Raw genomic sequence first — 15,301 nt, 5'->3', positions numbered from 1 at the left:
CTTTCCAACGCATTTTATGTTATGATTTAATGAACTAGAAGGAATAAAGGAGTTATGTGAAATGGAGCTGCTTCAACTACAATATTTTCTGACAGTCGCCCGCTGCGAGCATGTTACGGAAGCTGCGGGAAAGCTGCATGTTACGCAATCCTCACTGAGCAAAACGATACAGCGGTTAGAGGACGATCTGGGAGCTCCTTTATTTGATCGAATGGGGAGAAAGCTTCGACTAAACGAATTCGGAAGAACATTTCTTCGCCGAACCGAAAAAGCCTTATTTGAATTGGAACAAGGAAAGCGGGAAATCGCTGACCTCTCCAGTCCGGAACAGGGTACCCTGGAACTCGCGGTGACCACGGCAAGCACATTGCCAGGCATCCTGCGGGAATTTCGGAAAAACAAGCCGCATATTAAATTTCATGTACAAATGGTAACCTTACGGGACATGTCCACGCTGCTTCATCGAGGAGAGGTCGATTTTTGTCTGTCCTCCCCTCCGATCCAAGCTGATGATATAGAATGTCAAATACTATTTGCAGACCCCATCGTTGTAGCCGTTCCCGTTAGTCATCGATATGCGGAGCGAAGCAGTATAACGTTAGCAGAGCTTAAGGACGAGTGGTTTGTGGGCGTAAAGAAAGGGTACGGTGTTCGTGATCTGGTGGACTCCAAATGCCAATCCGTCGGTTTTGTGCCCAAGTATGTATACGAAGGAGATGAACCTGCAAGATTAACCGCACTTGTGGAAGCGGAAATCGGTCTCGCATTTATACCAAGGACAGCAAGAAATCCACAAGAACGCATTAAATATCTCCAAGTAGAGGATCATATACTGGTGCGGGAGATTGCTTTATTGTCACACAAAAGCAGGTACATTTCGAAAGCGGCTCTTGAGTTTCGCAGAGTTGTTATAGACTATTTCGGTGCAATGTCCAAAGAAATATATTAATTCCCCTAACAAGAAAGCCGAGCCGGCTTTTAGACCGTTCGGCTTCTTTGCTGCACCTTCAACAAGGAAAAAACCTTGAAACAGCACAATATACTATGCTTGCAGATAATCCAGCAAGGAAAAATCCGCATGCAGCCGTTCGGCCGCCTCGCAGGTCCTCGACCGATTGCAGAAGCTACTTCTCGATTCCCCATTATTGGACAGCGAGTCCCTCGGTCAAGTCCGTTCCGCCGCTCGCAGGCACCATCGAACCTGCAGTCGGCATCGATGCCGTCGGGCCAGCTGTCTACTTCGGAGCGGCCGACTTGCCGCCGTTCACAGGCTTCATGACCCTGGCAAGCATTTTTTGCTTCGGCTTGTTCCATGTCTGCCAATCGTCTAACAGCAACCCGCCGGTATCTCCGCTGTTCGGATTGAGGCTCCAGTATGTCCAATACAGATCATTTTTTCCGATGTAGTCGACAAGCGCATTTTGCCACTTGCCCTCCTTCGATGCCAAATCGACGCTGCGGCCGCCAAACTCCCCGAGCAGTATCGGCGCGATTTTCTCCTTGTGGATGTAGCCCCAATTAGCATCCCACACGCCAGGCAGGTTGGCGGGAAATTTCTGATCGGTGAACCACGGCTGCGACGAAACACCCGGGCCGTAATCATGCGGTGAGTAAACGAGCTGGTTTGGCACTTTCAGCCGGACCGGATATTTTCGGACACCCTTCAGATTGCCACCCCACCAATAGGATCCGCTCTGTCCCTTTACATTTGTGTCCACCCCTTCCACAATGATCAGCCAGTCCGGATTAACAGCGAGAATCGCATTGCCCGCCCGTTCCGCAGCCAACCGCCAGTCGCTGGCTGAATCGCCGCAGCCCCAGCATACGGAACCGTGCGGCTCGTTATGCAAATCGGCGCCGATCACTGTGTCGTTGGCCAGGTAGCGCTTTGCCAGCATCGACCAATCTTTAATCCATGTCTTTTCCGGAACCGATTGTGTATACCATCGCTCCGCTTGCCCCGAGGCGGTTGGGCGGTGACGGTCAAGAATGATTTTCATACCACGCTTTTCCGCCTTCTGAACGAGCTTGTCTAACAGCTGAAGCGGCGTCAGCCCCTTCAGGTCGGGATTTTTCGCATAGTCGATCCCGCTTGGTTTTTTACCGGGAAGCAGCATTTCGTTCGTATACGGAATTCGCAGCAAGTTGTATCCTTCTTTTGCAAGCTGGTCCAGCATGCTGTCCATCGACCGCGTCCACAAGCCGTGGGGAGAAAAATTTTCCGTCTCAAATCCGAACCAGTTCACCCCGTTGAAACGAGCCGGTTTGCCCTGCGCATCGACGATGCGGTTGCCTGACGTGTGGTAATAGCCCAAAGACGAGGTGGGCTTGCCTGCAGCAGTCGCCCCAATGCTCGAGACGAACACGGCCGCGAGCAACAGGCAGGTTCCTATCCATTTCATCCGATCCTCCCTTTCTTATTATCCGTGATTAACGCGCAGTGTGTAGCTTCGCAGCTAAATCGCGCTTGCAATTACCCGCTCTTTGAATATATCGGATAATCAGCGTAATTTCTGAATTGACTCCAAAATCTGAGCATTTAAATACTGAGCTCAAGGTGGATGTAGTAAGAAAATGAATATCTTTACTTATTACTTAAGCCAATATTCTACTTGTTATGCTTACACACTTAATAGAAGTGTACTCAGAAGCATACACCTTGCAGTAAACCCTCTTTTTCTTATGATATCACGGATAGCTGCACTTCGATATTACTCTTCTCTACTTTATGTGTATGATATCATTTAATTGGAACTATATTAAAATTTTGCTATACTAATGTATGCTAGATTCCCGTTCAATGAGCTGAAATTCTACTATTCACTATTATTCAATGAGATGGAGGAAAACGTAGCATGTTCCATAAACGAGTAGGAAAAACAGTTGCTGCCACCCTTCTTGCCTTATCCTTGCTCGGAACCACCCCAAATACCGGTGATGTCTATGCTGCACCTGCGATATCGGTCACGCTGGATAATGTTCCGCTGCAATTTGATGCAGCCCCGCGGATAGACAAAGGGGTTACCTACGTCCCCTTCCGGACGGTTGGAGAAGCCCTTGGAATCCATATCACATGGAACAGCAGTTCGCAAACGGTCAAAGCGGCAGGCAGTCTTAAAGGACAATTAACTGAGGTGCTTCTTCAAGTGGGAAGCACTACGGCAACCGTAAATGGAAAAAAAGTGAAGCTGGCGGCTGCGCCGCTCCAGCTTGAAGGACGTGTGCTCATTCCTCTCAGTTCGTTCAGCAGCCAATTCGGAGTCGCTGTGGCCTGGAATCAGACAACACGTACAGTTTCTCTTCTATCACCACAGCGCGAAATGCATTTGAGAGCCTTCTATGCCCTACAATCCTTTCAGGAGCGGGATCTAGTTCCATCCATGAACTCCGTAGCTTTTGGCTGGAGTCGTATCGATCGCGAGGGTCAGTTTACACTTCAGGGTGACGAGTATCGGCTTCCTGCAGCGGCAGGCGACGTTACCCCTCAATCCATTGTGGCGAATGCAGCGAATCAGAACATTAAGCCGTACCTTATGGTTTATGCTTTAGATGGAAACGGTGAACTAACCAAGGTTTTGAGTGACAGCAGCATGCGCCAGAAGTCCATCCAGGGCATAACGGCTTCCGTTGTAGAGAACGGATTCGGCGGGATTGTTCTTGATTTTGAAGGATTGGGTTATAAACTGGATGCTGTGCAACAGCAGAAGCTGCTGAACGATTACGTTAAGCAGTTGAAGGCTTCCCTGCCAAATGACATCTCCCTATCGTTAGCAGTGCCACCATTAAATAGTGCCTATAAAGGCTACGATTACAAGACTCTTGCTTCCATGGCAGATGATATCATCCTTATGGCTTATCAGTATAATCCTGTCGGCACCAAATCACAGGTACCCGAACCTAATAGTCTTGTAGATCAGGCGATTCAACTTGCACTCGATGCCGGTGTTCCTAAGCAAAAGCTCCTGCTCGGCATCAGCCTAAGCAGTGAAACGCCCTCTTCCATCAATGACAAGCTGGGTCTTGCCAAGCGTTATGATCTAAAAGGAGCCGCTTTCTGGCGTCTAGGATTATTCCGTGCCTATAACGATCAGATGGAAAGCGCTGTGAATACCTCAGTTGTAAAAGAATAAGAATACACTAATTCCTAAATTCTATTTGATCATTTGCCATTCATTGAACCGAATCTCCTGATTCAGCATATTGTATCATTCGATTGAATAAAGGAGATTTCGGTTCAATTACTTTAGGTGGAGATGTACGATCACAATGACAAGCGGCTGCGTTCCATGCTCCAAAATAGCTTGGCCGAATGCAGGGCGTATGAGATCAAACGAGCTTGAGCACCAGATCTTTTTGAAACGCAAGTACCTCATCCCAATCCCCATGAAAAATCGGTATCCGATAGTATCCTACTCTTTCATAAAGCGCCGCCGCTTCAGGCTGCTTGGGACCTGTTTGCAGTTTCAGATTGCTGTAGGCGAATTCGAGTGCAAGACGCTCCGCTTCGGCCAGGATCGCCTGAGCAACGCCTTTGCGGCGGAAATCTGAGCGTGTGTACATTCTCTTGACCTCCACTGATGTATCATCAAGGGGCCTGATTGCCCCGCAGCCTACAGGGTACCCGTCCAGACGGGCGACAATAAAGGCTGATCGCGGTGCCTCCACGTCGGATGGCTGGAATCCTGCCGTCCCATCACCACCATACAACAATCCTAGTTCTTCGCTTAGCTCCTTGATTAATTGCTCGGAATCCTTGCTTCGTACATCTTCAGCAGCAGCAAGCACGATAGACGACATTTTTAAAAACCCCTTTATTTCATTGGATTTATTGGTTTTATAGTGATTTATATAAATTATCACGAACGATCCTGAGCGTCAATTGCTCCATCGATTGAATTTTTTGATAAGCAAATAGATTGAAAAGCTATTGTAAAATTTGCTTTGGCTGACAAGTAAGCGACAAAGGTTTAATGAGCGTATCCTCAGCAGCGATGTACGTTATCGATTCGTTATCGATTCGTCATTGATACATCTACCCTGTAAACCGTAAAGGTGTTTAATAAAAAATCCTCTAGAGCCGAATATCTCTAGAGGATTTTAAACGTATAAGGGCTTAACTACACTTTTAATTAACCGCTGACTTTGCTATCCTCTGGCTTTTCCTACATTCAATAATTAGAGTGCTTGTCTTCTTTGTTGATCGTAAACCAGCCCGGCATCGCCTGAATGACATTCCAAAGCTTTACCGGCAGTTCGAGCTGGCTGAGTTTAGAGACTTTCAATTCCATATCGATATCAGCTTCACGGTCATTTTCAGTCTTTTGGACCCACTCAGGGTCCATGACCAGCGCATGTCCAATCGCCATAAGCGGTAATCCTTTTTCTAGAGCTTTAAGGGCATCATCCGGTGTTTTGACAGAGCCTGCAGCCATTACCGGTACTCTTCCGTTTACTTTATCGAGAATCAATTCAAGTCTTGATTTGTCAACTTCGCTGTCAATCGGTTTCGAAGACAAGTCATCCAACGAAGCGTGAATATAATCGATATCCAGTTGAACAAGCCGCTCGATTAATTCGTACGTATCTTTCATTCGCAGGCCCCCTTCTCTTGATTCTTCTGGGGAAATACGGAAGCCTAAAATAAATGGTTTTTGTGCATGCTTCTTTATGACACTTTTAATCTCCTCAATAAGTACACTTGGAAACCGCAAACGATTTTCGAGGGTGCCGCCCCATTCGTCGGTACGTTGATTTGTCATTGGTGACCAGAAGTTTTGAACTAAAAATCCATGTGCTCCGTGAATTTCGATACCATCAAATCCAGCTTCGATCGCTCTTCTCGTAGTTTCGCCAAAGGCATGGATAATGGATAAAATTCCCTCGTGAGATAACTCTCTTGCTTCTACGCTAGGAGCAAAAGCCGTAGCTTCTGTTTTCATTGCACTAGCACTTACGATATCAAGGTCCGGCAAAGCTTTATTACCAGCATGGAAAATTTGAAGTAAAGCAGGAGCGCCGCCGCTTTTCGCAGCTTCAGCAAGTTTTCGCAGACTCGGAATAAAGGAATCGTCGTAAGCGGCAAATTCGTTCGTAAAGCCTTGCCCATTTGGAGTTACCTGCGTGCACCCTGTTATAACGAGTCCAACCCCGCTAACTCTTTTGCGGTAATAGCTGACTTCCTCGTCGGAGGTCGTTAGATCATCGTTGCTTGCCCATGTTGTCATTGGAGCCATAACGACGCGGTTCTTAATCGTGATACCGTTTTTAAACGTGAAGGGCTGGAAAAGTTGATTGTATTTCGAATTCATTTTTGGTCCTCTTTTCATTAGATTTATTGATAATTGTTTAGAATTAAAATCGAATGTTCGTTTATTATTCAAAAAGAAATTATCCTTTACTTCTTTATGACTCGCTTGTTTGTTTTTATAATAAACGATCGTTCGATTAAAATCAAGCTTTTAAAATCAGAGGGATTTGTTATCCGTCTTTCTAGAATGTTGCTCCCTCTGAAAGTCTCGAATTAAGCTTTTAAAGCATCCCAGGTCATTTGAATTAATTCGTTCAAGGTATCCTGTTTCAACTCTATTCGACCGCCAAAATATTCTTTCACATATTGCATGGATGGGTTAAACATGAACATATGGAGCAGGCCCGTATCCACTTGTTTGAAAATATTTTGACTCTTGCCTTTTTCAAGCAAGCTAAAAATCGGCTCAAACAATTCTATTCCTTCTTTTAGAGATAACTTGTGAAGAAGAGGTGAGTTTGAAAATTGCTCAATAAATAAAAATTCTTCTTTATTGGTCACAATAAAATTTATAAACTTTCTCAACGCATGTTCGAAAGCTGATTGTAATGAGATCGAGTCATCGTAATTATAAAACACTTCTAGACTCATCTTCTTTTTGACACTCAAATACAATTTATTCAGCATATCCTCCTTGTTTTCAAAGTAAACGTAAATCGTTGAAGCGGATACACCGGCTTTTTTCGCGATCTTGGACATCGAAGTTTCAGACAAACCATGTTCATTTATCAGGTGGATCGCTGCTTTAAAAATGCTCTCGCTTTTATTTTCATCTTTATGTCTCATGCGCCTATAATAAAAGAACGTTCGATCAAAGTCAACTCGAAAGCCTCATCAAATGAAAGGGCCCAATTTCTCGGACTCCCTTTTATTCATTTTGATTGACCAAACTTAGATCATATAAATACCGACAAGCTCGCAGTTGTCGTTGACCATCGGAACGGCTGCAGACGGATTCCTACCATTGCCTAAAGTAAAGTTTTCCTCCATCGTAATTCTGCCGCAAATCCATGCTTTACATCCGTAACGATCATGAATTTTTTCGTACTCGTCACCTTATTATAACTTGCTATACTCTTCATCCGTTACGGGTTCCAACCATTCGTTGTCTCCCATTTGGATGTTTGTGCTTATCGCAATATGGGTAAACCAACTGTCTGCTGTAGCTCCATGCCAATGTTTCACATCCGGATCGATTTTTACTACATCTCCTGAATGCAGAACCTGTGCCGGTTTGCCTTCTTCCTGATAATATCCTGTGCCGCCAGTAACAAGCAAAATCTGGCCACCGGCATGCTTATGCCAGTTATTCCTTGCGCCTGGTTCAAACGTCACATTGCCTATCGGCAAATTGAAAGTAGTATCATAAGGAACAATCATTTCAAGCCAGGCGCCCCCTATGAAATAGTTATTCGTTATTTTCTCACCTTTCGGGAAGATTACACTTTCAGATAACTGATTTGCTTTGTTCATTTCGTTATTCTCCTCGTCAAAATTAATGTAGTTAATCGTAAATAAAGAAAAGCTGCGTTCATCAATTGAGATGACAGCAGTACTTTCTTGCTTACGCCTGTTGTCGTGTAGGACGAATAATCATTTCATTGATTGCAACATCCTCAGGCTCTTCTATCGCAAAAGCAATTGCGCGAGCCATACTTTCCGCTTTAATTGCTCCTTTATACAGCTCATCGTATGCTTGTTTTAGCTCTACATCTGTGATTCCCTCTGTCAATTCTTTACTGACTGCACCGGGTGAGATATTCGTTGTACGGATGTTTGTACCACTCATCGCTTCCTCTTGACGTAAACCTTCCGTGATCGCTCTTACTGCATGCTTGGTCGCGCAATATACCGTGCCGCTTGCATATACATTATGCCCGTCAATAGAGGAAAGAATTTTCAACTTATGAAGAAACGATTGCGGCATGACTCCGGCATTATTGACGAGTACATCGATTTTGCCAAACTCTTTAAGCGCAAATGCTGCAAGCTCTTCCATTATCGTATAGTAAGTATTCAAATAGCCATTTTCATGTAAGCTTGTCCGATCAGAGCGATAGCGCCGTCGGCGAGTTCCTCCAGCTCGGGATCCGGATGATGACTGAGCGAAAAGGCAACCGCCTCCAACCATTTATAGAGATCACTGTCCTGAAATATCCAGCCGCCAAATTCACTTTCCTCCAAGCCTGCCGCAATCCTGAAGTTGCGAATCACATAACTTGGCACTGCTCCTTCTATCCTATCGTTTAGTGCTTCCATTGATAAGGAATGACGGTATTACGAACCAGCAACGAATAGTTTTTCCAGAAGTTATCATGAATGTCAACTTGCGCTTTCTCAGAAACTCAGCTATAAACATCTACAGTGTTATTAATGTATCTTCAATCATGAAAAGTAATTAAGCAAATACTTTGCATCTTCCCCTACCCCGCCGATCAATGCTGATCCTCGTCGGTTTTGCCAAGGAAGTCCAAGAAAATAAAGACCATTCACTGCACTAACCCCACGCTTATGTATAGGTTTGCCATCATCGTTAAATGCTTCAGGAATACTAACCCAGCTATAATTCGATTGAAATCCTGTTGCCCAAATGATGTTATCGAATGGAATGCGGCTTTTGTCTTCAAATACAAAGTGATTATCTATAACCTGTAACGCCCGTGGCTTCACTTTGTTTTCACCTTAAAGCTTTGGTGAATTTTTTCTATGTTGACCACCTTGGTACGCAGATCCACCGGAATCTTAAATGTCCTTACGTAGTCTTGTAAATAATCAGCAATCTCATCTTTTGTAATATCCTTCGGAATAACCTTCTAAGGGTAATCCCGGTAAGGAACTGTACCAGCGTGGTGTGAATAATTCCAAAGAATCATACCGGTTCCGCCAAACTTCCCCAATTTCTTCCCCTTGTTGAACCTCTCATGACTAAAGTCACGAGATTCTTGGGTCGTCCCTTCTAACGAAGAGAAATGTACCAAGCTAACCCTGTCGTTCCGACAGTTCGTGTAAGGATTACACAGCAAGAAGTCTTTTGCCTTCGGCAAGAATGTTCAGGCTTGCGTTAATGTCCCGATCGTGGTGCGCTCCACATGCTGGGCAGTCCCATTCTCGCAATTTTAAGTCTTTTACCTCTTTGTGCTTATAGCCGCAGCAGGAGCATAGCTGCGAATGCGAAAACTCTTCATCAAGAGCGGGAACTGAGGCTTTTGCAACCTCTAACAATTTTTCTTCTGTTATCCAAAGCCCGTCATGATTATCTTCCGGCTGCTCATCGAACAAAGCTTTATGGAAATTCCAGAAATCCTCTGGATCGCTATTCAATATGGCTTCGCTAGCTTGTGCACCTAATTTTGATTCCTCTCCATGAAATAATACATTAACATAAGAGAATGATGTTTTCCCTGAATCAACATACTCTTTCTTTAGTTGCGGCCAAACCTGCTCTCCCCATGCTTTACAAGATGGACATTTGTAATCCCCAAATTCAACAATAGAAACTGTAGCATTTAATACTCCCATTACAGGCTGTCCCATTGTAGATGGTACTTCAGTAACAGTTTCATTCGCTTCATCTTTGTTTTTTGTTACCTGATTGATAGCGAACAGGGCTACAAATATAACAATGAGTACAGATGTGTTAACAACTACGTTTTGCTGCTTCTTCATTTTCCACCTCTTAAACGTTTGATTAATACTCTTAAAAAGATCAACACATGAGCATTTAATCATACACAAATAAAAACCAAATCGGCTAATCTGGTGATCCGGCACGGTTGCACAGTCCTCTTTTATTTATTAATATTAAGTGGAGTTTTCTCCACTTATCTTCTTCTTGATATTAAGCGGAGAATTCTACCCTGTTAAGAAGAGGGCCGACAACGAATGGGAAGTGATGGACAGTGAATCAAGCGAAGACAACCTTCCGCTCCGAACGCCGGGACGCCGCCGAGAACAGACAGCGTATTTTGGCTGCGGCTTTCCAGTTATTTGAGCTGCACGGTGTCGAGCCGGTCAGCATGAATCAAATCGCCGCCGCAGCGCAGATAGGAACGGGAACGCTGTATCGTCGGTACAGCAATAAAAGTGAGTTGTGCATGGACTTAATTAAAGATAACGTGGTTCTGTTATTTGAGGATATTGAAGTATACCTGGAGGAAAACGCATCTCGGCCTCCGACTGAACGATTGCGGGGACTGCTTGCATTGTTCATCCAGTTCAGAGAGAAAAATGCGCAGCTGCTTGCAGGCGTCGAGAATTCTTCCTCCTACCAAGGCTCTCATTCCAAAACGAGAAGTCCTCTATATGATGAATTTCACGAGCTGCTAGTTGGACTTTTTGAAGAAATGAAGGCAGAAACCGGACAGTCCCAGTTGGACAGCGTATTCCAAGTGGATATGCTGCTGACCATCCTGAGCAGCGATTCGTATCTGTTTCAAAGAAATGTGCGAGGCAACTCGCAGGACCGAATTTTGGAGCAGTTGTGCCAGACGTTTACTTAATACGCATGGTTAGCATGGTTAAATGCGAATAGCCTGTTCATACAAGAACAATTGACTTTGACGGACAAGAACATGAATGAAATGTTACTGATGCCCAACGAAAAATCAACCCATTCGCTTCATCACTTAAAACGAAAGGGTTGATTTTTCACATCAGATTTGCCGTCTGATAATTATGCTCGGGCTCTAGCATATAAGCTTTATTTTGTGACCCTACTGCCTAACCTTTTTGCGCATTTGAGAAAGCCTCTCTCAGCTTGTCACTCATGAGGTGCCAGACCTCTTCTGCGACGGCTAAATCACCATAATGAGTGAATCCATGAGTTGCTCCCTCATACTGTTTATGAAGTACCTTCACACCGTTTTGTTTTAACTTTTCTGCATATTCTCTTCCTTCTGCAGCAAGTGAATCTTTTTCAGCAGTAATAACTAATGTTTCCGGGAGTGCATGAAGTGAATCTGCAAAAATAGGCGAAGCAAGCGGGCTACGAGCATCTTCAGAAGACTCAAGATACATGGAGTTAAACTTTTTTGCTATTTCCGCCGGGATCGCTTCCTCGAAGCTTGGTTTTAAAGCAGGATCAGTTACTAAATCCAACGGTGCATAATCTATAATTTGAAACACAATCGGAAGTTCGCTCCCACGCTGTTGATTTAACAAGCACACAGCGGCAGCAAGATTGCCTCCCGCACTATGTCCTCCAATCGCTATGATCGCTGAGTTAATTGAAAATTGTTCCGGATGCTCATGGACCCACTTTACAACGTCATAACACTCATGAACGGCGGTCGGGAACTTATGCTCAGGAGCAAGGCTATAATCAATATTTACTACGATACAACCGGCACGATGGGCGATCAGTCGACACCAGGGATCATCCATTTCTGCTTTTCCGAAGATAAAACCGCCCCCATGCATATTGATGTATACAGGTAGAGGGCCATACAAAATAGACTCCGGTGTATATATCAGGACACGAGTATCACCAGCAGTGGTAGGAACGATGACCTCTTGCCTTTGTATAGGGAAGCTTGAACTCGGCTGGAGTGCAGAACCCGTGCCAACGACATTTTCACGCAATTTTTGTGCCATTTCAAGCTGCTGTTTTCTATCCATTGTTTATCTCTCCATTTTTCTTTCTATAGTGATTCTCCTCTTGTTAATTATGCAGTCTTCCCTCTAAAAAGCGACTGGTAAGGCAGCTAAACTCTGTGAACTCAGCGCGAAATTCCAGATGATATTTTCCCGAGGAATGCTGAGTCGCAAGTTGGGCATACGTCTGAGCAGGGTCTTAAACGCAATGTCTCCCTCCACGCGAGCCAATGGTGCGCCCAAACATGAATGGATGCCATGACCGAAAGCAAGATGACGATTAATTGTACGAGTTATATCGAGTTCTTCTGATTGTTCAAAATGGCGTTCATCCCGATTTGCTGATTTTAATAGGGGAATGAGCATATCTCCCTTTTTAATCTGCTGACCAGCGAGTACAGTATCTTGAGTAGCATATCGAGGTCCCGAGATAGTAGCTGGTCCATTAAAGCGAAGCAGTTCTTCGAAAGCCGAAGGAGTCAGACTGAGATCAGATTTGAGCTTCTCCAGTTGCTCCGGATGATCAAACAACATCAATGTCCCAGTAGCAATCAGGTTAGAAGTAGTCTCATGGCCGGCAAAGATCAATAGTGTAATCATTGAAAGCAGCTCTGGTTGACTCAGCTTATCCCCCTCTTCTTCGATGGCGATTAACTGGCTGATCAAGTCATCCGCCGGATGCTTGCGTTTTTCAGCTACAAGTTGTGCGGTGTATTCACCGAAAGCTCGCAAGTGCTCCTCGACTCCCGGTGCTCGCACTCCAAGACCCAGACCGTGCGAGATAGCTTCAGACCAGTCATGGATCTGCGAGCGGTCTACTTGAGGTATCCCAAGCATATCGGATATTACATTAATTGGTAAAGGATAGGCGTAATCTTTGACAAGATCCATCTCACCTAGATCTTGCACCTTATCAAGCAGTTCATCAGCAATTTTCTGCACACGCGGACGAAGGCTTTCCATATATTTGGGCGTGAAGGCTTTGGAGACCAGCCTGCGCAACCGCCGATGATCAGGCTCATCGACAGAGAGCATCGATTTTCCGGTAAAGAAGGTAGTGGGAGCAGATGGATCCGTGTTGCCTACAAAAGCTTTTTCAAAATCGTTGCTGCTATCGATAGATGCTGAGTCTACAGTGAAGAGGACATGATCTTTGAGTACCTGAGACACTTCTTCCATTCGAGTGACCACCCATTGTTGGCGATCTGTTCCACCCATCGGTATAGTTATAGGAATAACAGCTCCCGTTTCACGCAGCTGCCCGAAAAGCGGAAATGGATTTTCACCACCGTCACTACTAAATAGGCTAACAGCTGCCTTTTCTGATACGTTTTTATCTGAATTATTCATAACAACCATCCTTTCGCTACTGATTACTCTTTCCAGAACATAGGCAGCATCTAAATCTCAGCTGCGCCTATCTCCAGCAATATGATACCGCTGATAATCAACATATCGATCCCATGGGCTTGGACAAAAATTACGGGTCGCTTCCGGCTCTCGCTACGCACATTCCTCTCCTTTTTATTGAGATTAAGTGGATAACTTTCCATTTAATCTCTTCTTGATATTAAACGGAGAACTCTCCTCTTGTCAACATAGGTCATGATGAAGGATGGGAAGTGAAGGCAGTGAATTAAACAAATAGAATCTTCCGTTAAGTATTTTTCTCAATCAGTTCTTGAAGCCGGATACTAGAGTTGTTAATTTTGCCGACAAATTCGTAAATCATATCGATATTGTTCTCCTGTTCTTGTGTTGTCGTCAGCACTCCTTCTGTTGCTGCTGCATGCTTTTGAGAGATATCGGAAATATGATCAACTTGTTTTCGAACTCGAGTAAAGATAAGACTCATCTGATCAGTCATATCCAATTCCTTAGCTATGTATTGATCAATATGTTGAAAAGTAGACTTGATGTTATCAAAGCTTTCAAGCACTTGACTAGTGATCGCTTCCCCTTCTTTAACCGCTGCGCTACCGTTGTTCGCCTTTTCAACCACAAGCTGTGTTTTACCTTTGATAGTATGAATAATTTCGTCAATTTGTTTGACCGTATTCGAGCATTCCTGTGCCAGCTTCTTGACTTCATTCGCCACGACAGCAAATCCCGCTCCCGCTTCCCCCGCTCTTGCTGCTTCAATATTAGCATTTAGGGCCAGAAGATTGGTCTGATCGGAAATTTGGTTTATGGCCGACAGAAAGGTATTGACATCATCCATGCTTTTGTTCAATTCCTGAACGGTGGCCAATGAATCTGTTACTGTTGAATGGATGATAGTCATTTGTTTGCCCATTTGGACAATTCGATCCGAGCTTTGGCGAACGACCTGACCGTTTTTTTCCGAGATGTCGGCGAGGTTGTGTGACATTTGATTGATCTCGAACATTTGCCCATCGGCATTGTTCATCATTTCACTGATATGAGTAATGCTTCCGGATTGATCGCGAATCCCTTCCGTCACTTCCTGTATGTTCGCCGTTATCGTATTGCTCATATTCTTTAAGGCACCGATATCGTTATTGCAGCTGGCAATATCAGTATTTAACATGGATGTGTTCTCGCGAATAACACCCACCATATTATCCAGCGCTCCCACGAGCTCTCGGGCTTCCGCTTCTTTCTGAAGGGCTACATGGATCAAATCGGTTCCTCGTTTGCACACAAAATATAAAGCCACAATCGTCAGTTCTATAAAACCTATCGTCATAAAAAAGGTCGTATCGAATTGTTGATGCGTCGAATAATAAATCACAATATACGATATATTATATAAACTTCCAAATCCGTATAACAGGACCCTATTCATATACAGCGAAACCACACAGAGAACGACCATAATGAGCATGCCCGCACCGGGTGATTCGACGTACGGGGTGGTACAGCTTAAAATGGCGATCATCAAAATGACCATTATCATAATCGGAGACTTCTTTTTGTAAATCAGCCAGGTAGCGGTGACAAGCTCCAGTAACAGCGAGAATACAACTTCGGTTTTCACCTGATCGCTGCCAATGAAGAAACAGAATGATAACAAAGTAAGCCATAAAATAGTGACGATTATTTTGTTTACTTTTTCTGTGTTCGTTTTAAAAAAGCTGTTATTCATTGTTTGTTCCCCCTCAACGACACGTAAATTGCTGTTTGATGATTTTTATAATGATTAAACAGATATTAAGCAGAAATAAATAACACATTGCTATCTTAATACCCCCCATTTTCGTTTCTTGCCCTATACAATGTAGCCTCCATAAATGAAGGCGTCTCCGACTACATACATACGCAGACAAACAAGCAGATAGGAACCACCCAGAAGACAAAGAAAAACACCGCCACGCTTATAAACACTGAGATCCCAAATATTTCCTTAATATATATCTTCCTTTCGACAAGTCATACGTT

At 44.2% G+C, this 15,301-nt stretch carries 14 protein-coding genes and 2 pseudogenes; 3 read left to right on the top strand and 13 right to left on the bottom strand.

All coding sequences use genetic code 11. The features are described 5' to 3' along the window. Positions 1 to 61 precede the first annotated feature (61 nt). A complete protein-coding gene (locus WH37_RS12540; RefSeq protein WP_046230930.1) occupies positions 62 to 949 on the top strand; it encodes a LysR family transcriptional regulator in 888 nt (295 codons plus the stop codon). A gap of 286 nt (positions 950 to 1,235) precedes the next feature. Here WH37_RS12540 and WH37_RS12535 read toward each other — a convergent pair whose 3' ends face one another. Then, the gene (locus tag WH37_RS12535) at positions 1,236 to 2,402 is read right to left on the bottom strand and encodes a glycoside hydrolase family 5 protein (RefSeq protein WP_046230929.1); all 1,167 of its coding nucleotides are present in this window, start codon (positions 2,400 to 2,402) and stop codon (positions 1,236 to 1,238) included. A gap of 453 nt (positions 2,403 to 2,855) precedes the next feature. On the opposite strand from WH37_RS12535, the gene WH37_RS12530 reads away from it, so the two are divergent. Next, positions 2,856 to 4,130 carry a stalk domain-containing protein gene (locus WH37_RS12530; protein WP_046230928.1) on the top strand — a complete coding sequence of 425 codons (1,275 nt, stop codon included), beginning with the start codon at positions 2,856 to 2,858 and terminating at the stop codon, positions 4,128 to 4,130. Between the two features lie 196 nt (positions 4,131 to 4,326). Here the strand turns inward: WH37_RS12530 and WH37_RS12525 are convergent, their stop codons facing one another. The 9 genes and pseudogenes from WH37_RS12525 to WH37_RS12490 all read right to left on the bottom strand — a co-directional run bounded on the left by WH37_RS12525 (position 4,327) and on the right by WH37_RS12490 (position 9,973). Further along, on the bottom strand, positions 4,327 to 4,797 hold the full coding sequence (locus tag WH37_RS12525) for a GNAT family N-acetyltransferase (protein ID WP_046230927.1): 471 nt from the start codon (positions 4,795 to 4,797) through the stop codon (positions 4,327 to 4,329). A 371-nt stretch (positions 4,798 to 5,168) separates the two neighbouring features. Continuing rightward, entirely contained in the window at positions 5,169 to 6,308 is a 1,140-nt protein-coding gene (locus WH37_RS12520) for an NADH-dependent flavin oxidoreductase (protein WP_046230926.1), read from the bottom strand. A 212-nt stretch (positions 6,309 to 6,520) separates the two neighbouring features. After that, positions 6,521 to 7,093: a TetR/AcrR family transcriptional regulator gene (locus tag WH37_RS12515; RefSeq protein ID WP_046230925.1), complete on the bottom strand. Its 573-nt coding sequence runs from the start codon at positions 7,091 to 7,093 to the stop codon at positions 6,521 to 6,523. 273 nt (positions 7,094 to 7,366) lie between these two features. Continuing rightward, complete coding sequence (locus WH37_RS12510) at positions 7,367 to 7,780, bottom strand: cupin domain-containing protein (RefSeq protein ID WP_046230924.1); 414 nt, start codon at positions 7,778 to 7,780, stop codon at positions 7,367 to 7,369. A 91-nt stretch (positions 7,781 to 7,871) separates the two neighbouring features. Beyond that, positions 7,872 to 8,234 (bottom strand): SDR family oxidoreductase, encoded by a 363-nt coding sequence (locus WH37_RS36400; protein WP_231594228.1) that lies wholly within the window; start codon positions 8,232 to 8,234, stop codon positions 7,872 to 7,874. Positions 8,235 to 8,300: 66 nt separating this feature from the next. After that, positions 8,301 to 8,628, bottom strand: a pseudogene (locus WH37_RS36395) (beta-L-arabinofuranosidase domain-containing protein); the annotation flags it as partial. Positions 8,629 to 8,692: 64 nt separating this feature from the next. After that, positions 8,693 to 8,977, bottom strand: coding sequence for a hypothetical protein (locus tag WH37_RS12495; protein ID WP_046230922.1), 285 nt, complete (start codon positions 8,975 to 8,977; stop codon positions 8,693 to 8,695). A gap of 50 nt (positions 8,978 to 9,027) precedes the next feature. Continuing rightward, a pseudogene (locus WH37_RS37370) lies at positions 9,028 to 9,202 on the bottom strand (oxidoreductase); the annotation flags it as partial. A gap of 117 nt (positions 9,203 to 9,319) precedes the next feature. Further along, positions 9,320 to 9,973: a thioredoxin domain-containing protein gene (locus WH37_RS12490; protein ID WP_052736945.1), complete on the bottom strand. Its 654-nt coding sequence runs from the start codon at positions 9,971 to 9,973 to the stop codon at positions 9,320 to 9,322. A 233-nt stretch (positions 9,974 to 10,206) separates the two neighbouring features. Between WH37_RS12490 and WH37_RS12485 the strand changes: the two genes are divergently transcribed. Next, a complete protein-coding gene (locus WH37_RS12485; protein WP_046230921.1) occupies positions 10,207 to 10,806 on the top strand; it encodes a TetR/AcrR family transcriptional regulator in 600 nt (199 codons plus the stop codon). Between the two features lie 220 nt (positions 10,807 to 11,026). Here WH37_RS12485 and WH37_RS12480 read toward each other — a convergent pair whose 3' ends face one another. The 3 genes from WH37_RS12480 to WH37_RS12470 form a co-directional block, all read right to left on the bottom strand. Beyond that, complete coding sequence (locus WH37_RS12480) at positions 11,027 to 11,923, bottom strand: alpha/beta hydrolase (RefSeq protein ID WP_046230920.1); 897 nt, start codon at positions 11,921 to 11,923, stop codon at positions 11,027 to 11,029. A 63-nt stretch (positions 11,924 to 11,986) separates the two neighbouring features. After that, positions 11,987 to 13,249 (bottom strand): cytochrome P450 family protein, encoded by a 1,263-nt coding sequence (locus WH37_RS12475; protein ID WP_046230919.1) that lies wholly within the window; start codon positions 13,247 to 13,249, stop codon positions 11,987 to 11,989. 307 nt (positions 13,250 to 13,556) lie between these two features. Then, positions 13,557 to 15,008: a methyl-accepting chemotaxis protein gene (locus tag WH37_RS12470; protein WP_046230918.1), complete on the bottom strand. Its 1,452-nt coding sequence runs from the start codon at positions 15,006 to 15,008 to the stop codon at positions 13,557 to 13,559. Between the last annotated feature and the right edge of the window lie 293 nt (positions 15,009 to 15,301).

Source organism: Paenibacillus algorifonticola (genome assembly GCF_000971975.1).
Classification (GTDB): Bacteria; Bacillota; Bacilli; order Paenibacillales; family Paenibacillaceae; genus Pristimantibacillus; species Pristimantibacillus algorifonticola.
Note: the sequence above shows the minus strand (reverse complement) of the source record. Positions and strands in the feature narration are given on the sequence as shown.